We start from the raw sequence: 13,192 nt of genomic DNA, 5'->3' as shown, positions 1-13,192 counted from the left end.
ATATATGTGACCTCGCCGCTCCGGCCGCCCCGCGCCTAGCGTGACGGGATGACTGCCACCCCTGCCGGCGAGCCGGTCCCCCTTGTCGCACGGCTGCGCGCCGGGGAGCCCACCTTCCTCATGGGCATTCGCAGCGCGCGGACCGGAGACGCGGTGCGTATCGCGGCGAGCACCGGGCATCACGGTGTGCTCGTCGATCTGGAGCACGCGCCGATGTCACTGGACACCGCCACCACCATGTGCCGTGAGGCGACCGATCTCGGGCTGGCCGCGCTGGTCCGGGTCCCGGAGCGCGAGTACGGCATGATCGGGCCGCTCCTCGACGGCGGTGCCACCGGTGTCGTCGCGCCCCGGATCGAGTCGGCCGTGGCCGCCGCGGACATCGCGGGCGCGTGCCGTTTCCCGCCCGAGGGGCACCGGTCGCAGACCGCGCAGCTGCTCCAGTACGGCCTCACCCCGATGCCGGCCCGCGTGACGAACGGGCCGGTCAACGCCGCGACCGTGGTCAAGGTCCTGATCGAGAGCCCGCTCGGCATCGAGCGGTGCGACGAGATCGCCGCCGTGCCGGGGGTGGACATCGTCGCCGTCGGGGCGAACGACCTGTCGGCGGAGCTGGGCAGCCCCGGCGACTACACGACCCCGGAGATGGAACGGGCCCTGGCCGCCGTCGCGGACGCCTGCCGGCGGCACGGCAAGCTGTTCATGCTCGGCGGGGTCGGCGACCGGGAGATCCTCGCCCGGCATCTGCGCGGGGGCGCCTGCCCGCTGATCCTCACCGGTATGGACACCGAGCTGCTCTACGCGAGCGCGCGCAGCCGCGCCGACGGATATCGGCGGTGGTGCGAGGAGACCCTGACCGGGGCGGTCGCGGGACCCACCACCGCCGAGCCCGGCGCCCTCGCCGGATCCCTCTCCGAGACGACTGGAACAGGAAGCCGACCGTGACGATCCAGCCCCTGAAGACCCTGCCGATGCGCGCGGCCGGCACCAACACCGCGCCCGCCTTCACCATGCCGCCGGGCGCCTGCGACACCCACTTCCATGTGTTCGAGGACGGGTTCCCGCATGTCGACGCCCCGCTCTACACCTTCCCGGACGGGCGGCTGGAGCAGTACGCGGAGCTGGCCGGGCATCTCGGGTTCGACCGGATGGTCCTCGTCCAGCCGACCTTCTACGGCGACGACAACACCCTGCTCCTCGACGCCCTGGACCGGCTCGGACCCCGCGCGCGGGGCGTCGTCCGGGTCGGCGACGGCATCTCCGACCGGGTCCTGGACGGCTGGCACGAACGCGGGGTCCGCGCGATCCGGCTGGACCTGTTCGCCCGCGCCGACTGGCCGCTGGAGGATCTGCGCAGCTATGTCATGGCGCAGGCGGAGCGGGTGCGGGAGCGCGGCTGGCATCTCCAGTTCTACGCGCCGGGCGCCGTCGTCCGCGCGCTGATCCCGTATCTGGCCCCGCTCGATGTGCCCTACGTCATCGATCACATGGGGTACATGAAGCGCTCGGACGGTTTCGGCGAGGCCGACTTCGAGGCGCTCACCGGCCTGCTGGACACGGGTAACTGCTGGATCAAGCTGTCCGGGCCCTACCGGGTCGCCGGGTCCGCGCCGCTGTCGTCGGTCGCGCCGCTGGGCCGGGCCCTGGTGGCCGCGCGGGCCGACCGGCTGGTCTGGGGCTCGGACTGGCCGCATCTGCCGGACGGGCAGCGCGACACCGGTGAGGTGCTCAATCTGCTGCGCGACTGGGCGCCCGACGAACGGGACCGCCGCACGATCCTCACCGACGGCCCGACCCGGCTCTTCTACTCCTGAGCCGCCACCCCCGCGACCACGTCACCCGACGCGCCCCACGCGCCGAACTCGCCCGATTCACCCGATTCACCCGATTCACCTGATCCGCTTCATGAAGGGACCCCCCATGCCCCGCCGGTACGTGTACGCCGCCGCGTTCGCCCTCGTCGGTACTCTCACCGCCTGCACCGGCGGGAACGCCGACGAGACACCACCGACCGCGACACAGGGCGCACCGTCACCGGCGGGTTCGGCGGCCGTGGTCCCGGCCGGTGACCCCAGGGTGCTGGCCGAGGGGCTGACCGGCACGCCGTGGGAGCTGATCGTCATGGACGCGGAGTCGTCGCTGGTCAGCTTCCGTGACACCGGCCGGATCGGCGAGCTGTCCCCGGACGGTGAGGTGCGCGAGCTGGCGGTGATCGAGGGGGTCGTCGCGGAGGGGTCGTCCGGTCTGCTGGGCCTGGCGGTCCTCCCCGGCGAACCGAGCCATCTCTACGCCTACTACACGGCCACCGACGGCCAGCGCATCGTGCGCGCGCCGCTGACCGGGAGCGCCGGGAGCTATGCCCTCGGCGCGTTCGAGACGGTCCTCGGGGAGATCCCGGCGGGCGAGCGGCACAACGGCGGACGGATCGCCTTCGGCCCGGACGGCATGCTCTACGCGGCGGTCGGCGACCCGGACCGCACCCATGCCCAGAACCCGGACTCCCTGGCCGGGAAGATCCTGCGGTTGACGCCCGAGGGCGGGATACCGGCCGACAACCCGGACCCCGACTCGTATGTCTACAGCCTCGGGCATCGCAACATCGAGGGTCTGGCCTGGTCGGAGGACGGGACGATGTGGGCCAGCGAGTTCGGTGAGGACGCCTGGGACGAGCTGAACCGGATCGTGCCGGGCGGCAACTACGGCTGGCCGGAGGTCGAGGGGGAGGGCGGTTCGTCCGACTTCCTGGAGCCGGTCGCCACCTGGTCGGTGGCCGACGCGAGCCCGGCCGGGATCGCGGTCGTCGGTGACACGGTGTTCATGGCCGCGCTGCGCGGCGAGGCGCTCATCGCCATCGATGTCTCCGACCCGGCGGACGCCCGCTCGACGACCCACTTCCGCGGCGAGTTCGGCCGGCTGCGCGAGGTCGATGTCGCAGCCGACGGTTCCCTGTTGCTGCTGACCAGCAACTCGGACGGCAACGGCGACCCGCGCGAGGGCGACGAGCGGCTGCTCTCGGTGGAGCTGGAGAACGGCGGCTAGGGCGCGGGCAGTCGGTCCCCGCGGCGGTCGCGTGCACGGTGCGACCGCCGCGCGGGCATGTCGTCCCCCTGTCCGTGCTCAGCAGCCATAAAGCCGCCGCGTCCGCCGGACGACATCTCCCAGCACGCGGTCCCGCCAAGCGGTGGTCGTCGCCGTCCGCCAGGCGGGATGGTCGGTCGCGCCGGGGTGGGTGAGGTCGTGGACGGTGAGCAACTCCTCGCCGGTGCCGCGCAGTCGGCGGTACTGGCGTACGGCCAGCCAGTCGGGGTTGCGCAGCAGCAGTGGGATGTGCTCGTCGCGGTACCAGGCGAGCAGCGCGCCGGGGTCGGTGGAGGTCATGGCGACATGGAGCTGGCAGGCGACCGCGGCGTCCGGTGCCGGGGCGGGCGTGGAGCTGTGGATCTGGGTGTACGCCTCGGGTGCCGTGGCGGGCGCGGTGGTGAGGTAGTGCAGGTCCAGTTCCTGGCCGTCGTCCGTCAGGGATACGAGGTGGCGCAGGTGCGGACGGCGGAGGGCCGCCGACTCCAGGACGAGGAGTCGGCGGCCCGTTCGGTGGTCAGGAGGCATCGAACCGGTAGAGGACGGTGTCGGTGGCGAAGGTGACATCCGGTGCGAGCGCGTTGGAGACGGCCAGCAGGATGCCGCCGTCACCGGCCGGGATGACCACGGCGTCGGTGCCGCCGGTGGTGGCGAAGGTGTCGACCACCTCGGGCTTCCCGTCCTGGATGCGGTACACGTAGGACGTCTGCTGCGGCGTCGGGTTGGCCTGGCCGCCGGTGACGAAGGTGACCCGGACCAGGTACGGGCCGCCGGGGGCGTCGACGACGGCGAACTCACGGCCGCCGGGGCCGCCCTCCAGGGTGGCGTGGGCGACGAACTCGCCGCCGTTCCAGCGCAGCAGCTGCGACTCGGAGAACATCGAGGCGACCGCGAGATAGGTGGTGCCGCCGGTGGCGATCAGGGCGAAGGCGCGTCCGCCGGTGGGCACCAGGTCCTGGTGGTCGACGAAGGCGGTGCCGTCCCAGCGGTAGAGCCGGCTGGGCAGGACATGGTCGGCGTGCGCCAGATAGTGCTGGCCGTCGAGGGAGAAGTACTCGAAGTTGTAGCCGCCCCGGGAGGGGATGTCCTGGAACCGTTCGAAGCGCTCGCCGCTCCACCGGAACACGGCGGAGCTGACATCGAGGTCGCCGGGCCGGTTCTGGGCGAGGGCGAGGAAGTGGGTGCCCTCGATCTCGAAGTGCCGCCACTGCTTGGCGGCGTAGCTCGACACCGTCTGGAACGGTACGAAGCCGCCGTCGGCCCATTCGTAGATCGGGGATCCGGTGAGGAAGTTGTAGGGGCCGCTGCCGATCCGGATGGAGGCGACGGCCAGGAAGCGGCGTCCGTCGATCTCGAAGAACTCGGCGTCCTCACCGCCGGTGCCGGGCAGCTTCCCGGCGGGGGTGAAGGTGTCCCCCTCGCGCCGCAGCACCAGGACGTCGGTGTTGGAGTTGCCGCCGTTCATGCCGCCCGGGGAGCCCTCGGCGTCGTAGGCGAGCTGCGGGACGATCAGGTGGCCGGCGCCGTCCACCTCGAAGTACTCGACGGCGCGGGCCGCCGAGGTGGGGATCCGCTGGATTTCGGACAGCACGTTGCCCATGGGGTTCCTCTCATTGCCGGGTGGGATCAGTTGCGAGTGGGGCCACTTGCGGGTGGGATCACCTGCGAGCGGGGTCACTTGCGTGGTGGGGGTCATTCGGCGAAGTTGCCGCCCGGGAGCCAGACGATGTCGTTCGCCGTGGTCTCCTCGGGCAGGTAGCCGAGTTCGGAGTAGACGTCCAGGAGCCGCTGGACCACCGCGACGGGCATCGCCTCGGCGGCGTAGTCGGGCAGGTTGTCCGCGGGGACGGGTTCGTCGACGAGGCCGGTGCCGACGCTGGCCTCGGAGACCTCGTCGGGGTGGGCCGCCGCGTACGCGTACGCCTCCAGGACGCCCTGGGCGAACCGTTCCGCGGTGTCCTCGTGGTCCCCGAGGTACTCCTCGGAGGCGATGAGGACGGCACTGGGCGCACCGGCCACGGTGAGGTCCTCGGCGGACCCGCTCTCCAGCAGCTTGACGTCGCCGCCTTCGAGGGCCTGACCCAGGAACGGCTGGAAGAGGTAGCCGGCGTCGGCGGCGCCGCTGGCCACGGTGTCGCCGATCGAGCCCAGCGGCACCTGGAGCAGTTGCATCGCCTCGTAGTCGCCGCCCATGCCGGTGACCCGGAGGTCCATCAGCGCGGTGCGGGCGGAGTCGGGGGTCGCGAGGATGCTGACATCACCGAGGTCGGTCGCCGTGCTGGAGGTGGGGACGATCAGTCCGTCGTAGCCGCTGTCGGCCGACCGGAGCCGGTTGACGGCGGAGACCATGGTGACCGGCAGTCCCTCGCTCTGGGCGCTGATGTAGGAGTCGAACCCGGTCATGGCGAACTGGAACTGATCGGCCAGGATCGTCGGCACGGCGAGGGATCCGCTGGTGGCGGTCTCGATGGTGACATCGAGACCGAGGTCCTCGAAGGTCCCGTTGTCCACGGCCATGTACATCGGCGTGGAGGATCCGGCGATGGCGCCGACGGACACCCTGACCGGCGTGAGTCCGTCGGCGGATTCCGCATCGGCGCCGGAATCGCTGCATCCTGCCAGCGCGACGATCGAGATCGCCAGGCCCGCTGCACATGCTCTCGTCATTGAACGCATTTGCTTTGCTCCTGAAGTCCGGTGGGAGCGCTCCGACGTGGCGGCGCGTCCTGCGCAGAGCATAGGAGGGGCGTTCCGACAGCGATATGGAAGATATATCTTCAGTGCCCGGCGGTGAGATTGCGCTTCGCCTGGTCCAGCATTTTCGCCCCGTCCGCGCGAATGTGTTCGCGCATGAGCCGGTGCGCGGTCTCCGGATTCCGGCACTCCAGGGCGTCGACCATCGCGAGATGGTCGTCGATGATCACCGACATGGGGCGGTGGGTGTCGATATCGGCCATCAGATGGTGCAGCCGGCGCACCTGGTTGAGGAGATTGGTGACGGTGGTCGCGGCGCGTTCGTTGCGGGACAGCCGGGCGCAGGTGAGGTGGAACTCGCGGCCGGGTGGCGACTGGCCGTCCAGTCCGTCGACGGGGTCGATCGGCTCCTCGGTCCTGCGCCGCAGCTCACTGATGTCGCGCAGGGTGGCGAAGCGTGCGGTGCGGGCGATCAGCGCGGGTTCGATCATCACCCGCAGTTCGAAGATCTCCCGGACGTCGTGCAGTCGCAGCCGGCGCACGATGTAGCCGCGGCGGGGCGCGATGTCGATCCAGCCCTCCTGACTGAGCAGCCGCAGCGCCTCCCGCACCGGGGTTTTCGAGACTCCGTACTGTTCGGCGAGTTCCGCCTCCAGCAGCAGATCGCCCGGTTTCCAGGTCGCATTCAGCAATGCTTCCCGCATGTGTTCACTGACGCGGTCACCCAATGAGGGTGCCGGGCTGATGTCCGTCGCCGATTGGGGATGCCACAGGAATGTCATGGAAGATCATCACCCGTTCGGGACGGGAGGAAAATCGAAACACTCGGCCGGATTCTCCACGAGAAGCCGGTTGAGTGTCGATTCATCGTGACAGACAATCGAGATTCCGTCGACCAGATCGGCATCGTCCGGAATGAATCCATGGGTATTGGGGTGGGGGAAGTCCGAGCCCCACACACAGCGGTCGGGGCGGTGCTCGAAGAGTTCCCGGGCGAACCGCAGCGCGTCGTCCAGGGCGGGCGGCCGGCGGGCGAGGCGGTCGGCGGCGCTGAGTTTGACCCAGGTGTCGCCGGTGTCCAGCAGGGTCCGGAGGGTGTCCCGCTGGGGGCCGTCCCGGGGGTCGATCCGGCCCATGTGGTCGATGACCACCCGGCCCCGGTAGTCCTCGGCGCGCAGCCGGTCGGCGAACCGCAGGATGCCGGTGCCGATGACATGGACGTCCAGGTGCCAGCCCAGTTCCGCGACCAGGCCGAGGGTCCGGGCGAACTCGGCGCGGCCCGGTTCCGAGGCGGGGGTGAACTGCACCCGGGCGCCGCGCATCCCGGTGTCGTGCCAGCGGCGCAGGGTGGGGAGGTCGGTGGCGGTGTCCAGCAGGGCGACGCCCCGGTAGCGTCCGGCGCCGCGGTGCAGGGCGTCGAGCAGGGCGGAGTGGTCGCGGCCATGGCAGGTGGGCTGCACGATGACCGCGCGGTCGAAGCCGAGCGCCCGGTGCAGTTCCCGCAGCCGCTCCAGGGGCACGTCCTCGGGAGTGTAGGGCCGGTCGTCGGCGTACGGGAAGACGGCGTGCGGTCCGAAGACATGCACATGCGCGTCACAGGAGCCGGGCGGCGGCACGAGCCGGGGACGCCGGGTGAGGGGGCGGGGACCGGGGGTGGTGGGGCGCGGCGGGGACGGGGGACGGGGGGCGGAGGTCGTGGGGGGTGACGGCTCGGGCAGGGGACGGGGGGTGGGGGTCCCGGGGGGCGACGGCTCGGGCAGGGGACGGGGGGTGGGGACCTCGGAGAGCGACGGCTCCGGCAGGGGACGGGGGGTGGGGACCTCGGAGAGCGACGGCTCCGGCAAGGGACGGGGGCCAGGGGTCTCGGGGAGCGACGGCTCCCGCAGGGGGCGAGGGCCGGGCGTCTCGGGGAGCGACCGCTCCGGCAGGGGACGGAGGCCAGGGGTCTCGGAGAGCGACGGGGAGGCAGGACGGGAGCCGGCGGGCTCAGGGCGCGGCTCGGTCATGGGCGGCCCGCCTCGACCACGCGGTCCTCGGGCGCGAGACCGGCGGCGTTGAGGAAGCGGGACACCATGTTGTAGCAGGAGACGACCGCGAACAGCTCCACGAGCTGCGGCTCCGGGAACTCGCGCGCCGCCAGCGCGGCGGTGGCGTCGGTCAGCCCGGCGGTCCGGGTCAGCTCGTCGGTCACCGCGACGACGACCCGCAGCCGGGCGGCGGCACCCGGTACGGGGCCCTCGCGCAGCTCTACGGGACTGTCCTCGGGCGGGTCCACCGAGCCGCCGTCCTCACCCAACCGCACGGAACCGCCCTCACGCAGGTCCACCGGACCACCGTCCTCACCCAACCGCACGGAACCGCCCTCACGCAGGTCCACTGGACCGCCGTCCTCACCCAGCCGCACAGGACCGTCCGCCGCAGGCAACCCGACAGGACCGTCCGCCGTAGGCAACCCGACAGCAACGTCCGCCGCACGCAACCCGACAGGACCCTCCGCCCCACCCAACCCGACAGGCCCCACGGCCCCACCCAACCCGACAGGCCCCTCCGTACGCAGGCTCTCGATCACCCCCTCGTCCAGCCCGGCCGCCCGCGCCGGCGGCAGATGCGCCGCCCACTCATAGGCGGCGCCGTTGAGGACGGCCACCCGCAGGGCGACCGTCTCCACGACATCGGCACCGATCGTGAGGCCACCCCGTACCGTGCCCAGGAACCCGTTCCAGGCGTCGAGCAGGGCGGGATTGTGGGCGAGGGTGGCGTCGAGCGCGGTGACGACTCCCCCGCGCCGGGCCCGGACCTGCTCACCGACTTCGCCGGGCACCGGCGCGAACGCAACTCGGGGCACGGTCAGCCCTTCGCGTTCTGGACCGCGGTCAGCACGCGGGTACGGGCGGAGACGAAGGCCGGGTCGGACTTGGTGCTGATCTGGTCCCGTTCGGCGGGCAGTTCGACCACCACCTCCTCGATGATCCGCGCGGGCGCCTTCCCGAGGACGAGCACCCGGTCGGCCATGTACACCGACTCGTCCACGTCATGGGTCACCAGGATGACGGTCATGTCGAACCGTGAGCGGATGCTCAGGACGAGGTCCTCCAGGTCGGAGCGGGTCTGGGCGTCGACGGACGCGAACGGCTCGTCCATCAGCAGCGCTTCCGGCTCGTAGGCGAGGGCGCGGGCGATGGCGACGCGCTGCTGCATCCCGCCGGAGAGCTGCCAGGGGTACTGGTGGGCGGCGTCGGCGAGCCCGACCGCCTCCAGCGCCTCCAGCGCGGCGGTGCGGCGGGCCTTCTTGCTCAGCCGCTTGGTGCGCAGCGGGAGCGCGACATTGCCCTCGACCCGCAGCCAGGGGTAGAGCGAGCGGCCGTAGTCCTGGAAGACCAGGGCGACCTGCCGGGGCGGCTCGTGCACCTCGTCGCCGTCGACGTAGACCCCGCCCGCCGTGGGGCGTTCGAGCCCCGCGATACAGCGCAGCAGGGTCGTCTTGCCGGCGCCGGAGGGGCCGACGATGGACACGAACTCGTTGGCGTCGACCCGGAAGTCGAGGCCGTCGAGGACGGCCCGGGGTCCGTTGCGGGTCTGGAAGGTCTTGCCGAGTCCCTTCGCCTCGATCCGGCGGTGGGTGGTGGGCGCGGCGCCGGGCGCCGCGGGCTCGACGTCGGACGTCGTCGTCATCAGATCGCTCCCGTCGGGGTGGGTCGGCTCACGCTCAGGCATGCGTCCTGCCGTGCAGGCCGCGGTGCCAGGCGAGAACCTGGTGCTCGAAGAGATGAAACAGCTTGTTAAGGAAAAACCCGATAAAGGCCATGACGAGAATCCCGCTCCACAGCGCCGTCATGTCGAACGCGCCCTCGGCCTGGCTGATGAAGTTGCCGATGCCGGAGGAGGAGACGACCATCTCGGAGATGATGATCAGGATGATGCACTGGGACAGCGCGACCCGCATACCTGCGACGATCTGCGGACTGGCCGCCGGGAGGGTCACGAAGAGCAGTGCGGTCGGGCCGGACAGCCGGTAGCTGCGCCGGGTGTCGCGGGCCGTCGGCTCGATCGCCTTGACGCCGTCGAGGGTGTTGAGCAGCACGGTCCAGATGGCGGAGAAGACGACGAGGAACACCTTCATCTCCATGCCGACCCCGATGATCACGATGAGGATCGGGACGATGGCGGCGCCGGGCATGGCCCGGAAGAACTCCAGCAGCGGGGCGATGAGCCGCTCCAGTCGCGGCAGCCGGGCCAGGATCACCCCGAGCGCGACCCCGAGGACCACGGAGAACGCGTAGCCCAGCACGATCGCCGACAGCGTCGGCATCACATCGTCGAAGAACCGCTCCGAGAACCAGGTCTCCACGAATCTGTCCCAGATCGCGCTGAGCGCCGGGAAGTAGAAGGAGGTCATGCCCAGTTCGCCGCTCAGCCACCAGGCGAAGACCAGGACGGCGGGGACGGAGAACTCGACGGCGGTCGTCAGCGCCCGCCTGCGCGTGAGGTGCGGCATCGGTCGTACCTTCCGGGCGGTCATCGGAACTTGGGGTTCCAGAACAGGGCGGTCCGCTCGACGCGCTGGAAGACGTACGCGATGACCAGGCCGAGGACCGAGGCGGCGACGAAGTAGACGAACGCGATACCCGGTCGGGCGTTGGCGCTGCTGCGCAGGATCTCCAGGCCCAGTCCGGGCACGCTGGTGATCAGTTCGACGCCGATGCACACCCCGAGGGCGATGGTGGCCGCGATCCGCAGTCCGGTGCCGATGAACCCGGCGGCGCTGGGGACGTAGAGGAAGCGGATCCGGTCGGGCAGGGTCAGGTGGTAGGACACGGCCGTCTCCTTGGCGACCTTGTCCACCTCGCGCACCCCGTAGGCGGCGTGCAGGATCATCTGCGCGACCGTGGCCAGGAAGACCAGGATCACCTTGGTGAGCAGTGAGGTCCCGTAGGTGAGCACCAGGATCGGGGTGACCACGATCAGGGGCAGGGACCGCAGGATGTCGACGGACACCCGGGTGGCGTGGTCCAGGATGGTGAAGGTCCCGATGAGCAGACCGATGGGTACGCCGATGAGGAAGGCCAGGGCGAGCCCCATCGACCAGCCGAGCAGGGTCTGCCCGAGGGCGTTCCAGAAGGTGTCCGAGACGACCACCTGGGCGGCGGCGCTACGGAAGGCGGGTACCGTCGGGAGCACCGGGCTGTCGACGGCCACCGCCAGCCACTGCCAGAGGGCGAGGCCGGCCAGCAGCAGGATGCCCCAGCGGGCGACCCGGGCCGGGACGGTTTCGGCGGCCGGTGGTCGGCCGGGGGCCGCCGGGCGTGATTTCAGGCCGATCATGACGTGTCACCGCGCTCGCGCATGGTTCTACTCCCTTGTAGAGGCCAGACGACCGGTCGTCTAAGTGCTCGGCATCGTAAGTCCGGCCAACCCGGCGCATACATGGCAGATATATCTCCGAACCCCTGGTGTGCGGGAGGGGAGCTGCGTCCCTTTTTGTCCAGCGGGGCACGGGATGCGGGCTTCGGGGAGGGTCAGAGCGGGCGGACGAGACCGGTCTCGTAGGCGAGGATCACGGCCTGTACGCGGTCGCGCAGTCCGAGCTTGGCGAGGATCCGGCCGAGGTGTTTCTTGACCGTGGGCTCGGCGAGCCGGGTGGCGGCGGCGATCTCGGAGTTGGTGAGGCCACGGGCGACACTGACGAGGATCTCGCGCTCACGGGCGGTGAGCAGCCGCAGCCGGTCGTCGGCGTCCGGGCCGCCGGGGGTGGGGGGCAGCTGATGCGCGAAGGTCTCCAGCAGGCGCCGGGTGACCCGCGGGGAGACGGCCGCCTCCCCGGCGGCGACATCCCGGATCGCGGTGAGCAGTTGCTCGGGCCGGGTGTTCTTCAGCAGGAAGCCGGACGCCCCGGCGCGCAGCGCGTCGAAGGCGTACTCGTCCAGGTCGAAGGTGGTGAGGATGAGCACGCGGGTGTGCGGCGACTCCCGGAGCAGCCGCCGTGTCGCCTCGATGCCGTCGGTGCCGGGCATGCGGATGTCCATCAGGACGACATCGGGGCGCAGTTCGCGTGTCAGCCGCAGGGCGGTCTCGCCGTCGGCCGCTTCGCCGACCGGCTCCAGATCGGGTTCGGCGCGCAGGATCATGGTGAACGCCACGCGCAGCAACTCCTCGTCGTCGACGAGGAGCACGCGGGTCGTCATACGGTGCCCTCCAGGTCGAGACGGGTGAAGACCCGCCAGCCCCCGCCGGGTTCCGGGCCCGCCCGGTGGGTTCCGCCGTAGGCGGCGGCGCGTTCCCGCATCCCGGCGAGACCGCGGCCGGGCGGCCCGGCGGGGTGGGCGGGGACGGCGGGACCGTCGTCGCTCACCTCGACGGTGACGGCCCGCGGCGAGCAGGACACCCGGACCTCGGCGCGGGTGCCCGGGGGTGTGTGCCGGAGCGTGTTGGTCAGGGACTCCTGCACGATGCGGTAGGCGGTGAGCTGGGCCGCGGCGGGCACGACCGCCGGGTCACCGTCCAGCCGCAGCAGGGTCGGCAGCCCCACGGCACGCACTTGCGCGCACAGGGCCTCCAACTGCGGGACACCGGGCGCCGGATGACGCTCGGCGTCGAACCCGTCCGCCGCCCGGAGGATGCCGAGCGAGCGGCGCATGTCGGTGAGCGCCTGCCGCCCGGTCCTGGCGATCTGGTCCACCATCGGGAAGGGGTCGTCGGGCCGGGTGTGCACGGTCGCGTCGGCGAGGGCGGTGATGACGGACAGGTTGTGGGTGACGCTGTCGTGCATCTCCCGGGTGATCCGGGCCCGCTCCTCGGCCACGGCGAGCCGCGCCCGCTGGTCCCGCTCGCGTTCGAGATGGGCGACGCGGTCCTCCTGGGCCCGGCGTCTGATCCGTACGTTCGCCCCGAGGAGGGCGGAGGCGACGACCAGGGCGGTCGTCGCACCGGCCGAGGCGAGGAGACGCCCCTCGGGCGCCCAGCGCGCCGCCGACATCAGGGCGCCGACCTCCAGCACGGCCACGGCCACCAGCGCGGGCCGTGCCGGGGAGCGGGCGGTGACCGTGCCGAGCGCGATCAGCAACGCGGCATCGGCGGGCAGCTGAACACCCAGCAGCCACTGCACGCAGGCGACGGCGGCGATCACCCCGAACACGGTGAGCGGCGCCCGCCGCCGCCACACCAGCGGCAGCACCAGCGCCGTCTGCAACGCCACGCCCCGGGCGCCCTCCAGCTGCCCCTGCCCGAAGGTCACCCCGAAGAGCACCACCGCGAGCACCGAGTCCTGCACGACGGACGGCAACGACACCACACGCACCAGCAGACGCTTGACCTGCGAGAAGACCGGCAGAGGGAGACGGGGACCGCCGGGCGGGGCTTGGGTCATCGGTGTACGTCCTAGTGAGTTCTGCGCTGCTGCTGATGCTGCCGCTGCCGCTGCCGC

At 71.5% G+C, this 13,192-nt stretch carries 14 protein-coding genes; 3 read left to right on the top strand and 11 right to left on the bottom strand.

All coding sequences use genetic code 11. The features are described from left to right. The first annotated feature begins 48 nt into the window (after window positions 1-48). The 3 genes from ABZX40_RS33550 (at window position 49) to ABZX40_RS33540 (ending at window position 3,039) form a co-directional block, all read left to right on the top strand. Window positions 49-945 carry an aldolase/citrate lyase family protein gene (locus ABZX40_RS33550; protein ID WP_355746132.1) on the top strand — a complete coding sequence of 299 codons (897 nt, stop codon included), beginning with the start codon at window positions 49-51 and terminating at the stop codon, window positions 943-945. Further along, on the top strand, window positions 942-1,814 hold the full coding sequence (locus ABZX40_RS33545) for an amidohydrolase family protein (RefSeq protein ID WP_355746129.1): 873 nt from the start codon (window positions 942-944) through the stop codon (window positions 1,812-1,814). The genes ABZX40_RS33550 and ABZX40_RS33545 overlap by 4 nt, the downstream gene beginning before the upstream one ends. A gap of 106 nt (window positions 1,815-1,920) precedes the next feature. Continuing rightward, window positions 1,921-3,039, top strand: coding sequence for a PQQ-dependent sugar dehydrogenase (locus ABZX40_RS33540; protein ID WP_355746126.1), 1,119 nt, complete (start codon window positions 1,921-1,923; stop codon window positions 3,037-3,039). Between the two features lie 78 nt (window positions 3,040-3,117). Here ABZX40_RS33540 and ABZX40_RS33535 read toward each other — a convergent pair whose 3' ends face one another. The 11 genes from ABZX40_RS33535 to ABZX40_RS33485 form a co-directional block, all read right to left on the bottom strand. Next, entirely contained in the window at window positions 3,118-3,606 is a 489-nt protein-coding gene (locus tag ABZX40_RS33535) for a hypothetical protein (RefSeq protein ID WP_355746124.1), read from the bottom strand. Further along, window positions 3,596-4,678, bottom strand: a complete 1,083-nt coding sequence (locus ABZX40_RS33530; RefSeq protein ID WP_355746121.1) for a hypothetical protein — start codon at window positions 4,676-4,678, stop codon at window positions 3,596-3,598. The genes ABZX40_RS33535 and ABZX40_RS33530 overlap by 11 nt, the downstream gene beginning before the upstream one ends. Before the next feature lie 92 nt (window positions 4,679-4,770). Continuing rightward, complete coding sequence (locus ABZX40_RS33525) at window positions 4,771-5,754, bottom strand: ABC transporter substrate-binding protein (RefSeq protein ID WP_355746118.1); 984 nt, start codon at window positions 5,752-5,754, stop codon at window positions 4,771-4,773. 101 nt (window positions 5,755-5,855) lie between these two features. Then, window positions 5,856-6,554, bottom strand: coding sequence for a GntR family transcriptional regulator (locus tag ABZX40_RS33520; RefSeq protein WP_355746115.1), 699 nt, complete (start codon window positions 6,552-6,554; stop codon window positions 5,856-5,858). A gap of 9 nt (window positions 6,555-6,563) precedes the next feature. Beyond that, window positions 6,564-7,358, bottom strand: coding sequence for an amidohydrolase family protein (locus ABZX40_RS33515; RefSeq protein WP_355746112.1), 795 nt, complete (start codon window positions 7,356-7,358; stop codon window positions 6,564-6,566). 416 nt (window positions 7,359-7,774) lie between these two features. Beyond that, window positions 7,775-8,593 carry a carboxymuconolactone decarboxylase family protein gene (locus tag ABZX40_RS33510; protein ID WP_355746110.1) on the bottom strand — a complete coding sequence of 273 codons (819 nt, stop codon included), beginning with the start codon at window positions 8,591-8,593 and terminating at the stop codon, window positions 7,775-7,777. Window positions 8,594-8,619: 26 nt separating this feature from the next. Then, window positions 8,620-9,486 carry an ABC transporter ATP-binding protein gene (locus tag ABZX40_RS33505; protein ID WP_355746107.1) on the bottom strand — a complete coding sequence of 289 codons (867 nt, stop codon included), beginning with the start codon at window positions 9,484-9,486 and terminating at the stop codon, window positions 8,620-8,622. Beyond that, a complete protein-coding gene (locus ABZX40_RS33500) occupies window positions 9,479-10,267 on the bottom strand; it encodes an ABC transporter permease (RefSeq protein WP_355746104.1) in 789 nt (262 codons plus the stop codon). The genes ABZX40_RS33505 and ABZX40_RS33500 overlap by 8 nt, the downstream gene beginning before the upstream one ends. Before the next feature lie 20 nt (window positions 10,268-10,287). Then, window positions 10,288-11,094, bottom strand: a complete 807-nt coding sequence (locus ABZX40_RS33495; RefSeq protein WP_355746102.1) for an ABC transporter permease subunit — start codon at window positions 11,092-11,094, stop codon at window positions 10,288-10,290. A 194-nt stretch (window positions 11,095-11,288) separates the two neighbouring features. Continuing rightward, the gene (locus ABZX40_RS33490) at window positions 11,289-11,954 is read right to left on the bottom strand and encodes a response regulator transcription factor (RefSeq protein ID WP_355746099.1); all 666 of its coding nucleotides are present in this window, start codon (window positions 11,952-11,954) and stop codon (window positions 11,289-11,291) included. Then, entirely contained in the window at window positions 11,951-13,135 is a 1,185-nt protein-coding gene (locus ABZX40_RS33485) for a histidine kinase (protein WP_355746096.1), read from the bottom strand. Before ABZX40_RS33485 ends, ABZX40_RS33490 begins: the two co-directional genes overlap by 4 nt. Between the last annotated feature and the right edge of the window lie 57 nt (window positions 13,136-13,192).

It is taken from the genome of Streptomyces sp. NPDC004610, from assembly GCF_040609715.1.
In the GTDB taxonomy this organism is placed as follows: Bacteria; Actinomycetota; Actinomycetes; order Streptomycetales; family Streptomycetaceae; genus Streptomyces.
The sequence above is the reverse complement of the archived record's forward strand: the minus strand, read 5'-3'. Positions and strand labels throughout refer to the sequence as shown.

What these genes read in the sequence shown, in the direction of transcription:
- ABZX40_RS33505 (WP_355746107.1), bottom strand. Translation starts at nt 9,486, where the DNA reads ATGCCTGAGCGTGAGCCGACCCACCCCGACGGGAGCGATCTGATGACG.
- ABZX40_RS33525 (WP_355746118.1), bottom strand. Translation starts at nt 5,754, where the DNA reads ATGCGTTCAATGACGAGAGCATGTGCAGCGGGCCTGGCGATCTCGATC.
- ABZX40_RS33520 (WP_355746115.1), bottom strand. Translation starts at nt 6,554, where the DNA reads ATGACATTCCTGTGGCATCCCCAATCGGCGACGGACATCAGCCCGGCA.
- ABZX40_RS33500 (WP_355746104.1), bottom strand. Translation starts at nt 10,267, where the DNA reads ATGCCGCACCTCACGCGCAGGCGGGCGCTGACGACCGCCGTCGAGTTC.
- ABZX40_RS33535 (WP_355746124.1), bottom strand. Translation starts at nt 3,606, where the DNA reads ATGCCTCCTGACCACCGAACGGGCCGCCGACTCCTCGTCCTGGAGTCG.
- ABZX40_RS33530 (WP_355746121.1), bottom strand. Translation starts at nt 4,678, where the DNA reads ATGGGCAACGTGCTGTCCGAAATCCAGCGGATCCCCACCTCGGCGGCC.
- ABZX40_RS33490 (WP_355746099.1), bottom strand. Translation starts at nt 11,954, where the DNA reads ATGACGACCCGCGTGCTCCTCGTCGACGACGAGGAGTTGCTGCGCGTG.
- ABZX40_RS33485 (WP_355746096.1), bottom strand. Translation starts at nt 13,135, where the DNA reads ATGACCCAAGCCCCGCCCGGCGGTCCCCGTCTCCCTCTGCCGGTCTTC.
- ABZX40_RS33495 (WP_355746102.1), bottom strand. Translation starts at nt 11,094, where the DNA reads ATGATCGGCCTGAAATCACGCCCGGCGGCCCCCGGCCGACCACCGGCC.
- ABZX40_RS33540 (WP_355746126.1), top strand. Translation starts at nt 1,921, where the DNA reads ATGCCCCGCCGGTACGTGTACGCCGCCGCGTTCGCCCTCGTCGGTACT.
- ABZX40_RS33550 (WP_355746132.1), top strand. Translation starts at nt 49, where the DNA reads ATGACTGCCACCCCTGCCGGCGAGCCGGTCCCCCTTGTCGCACGGCTG.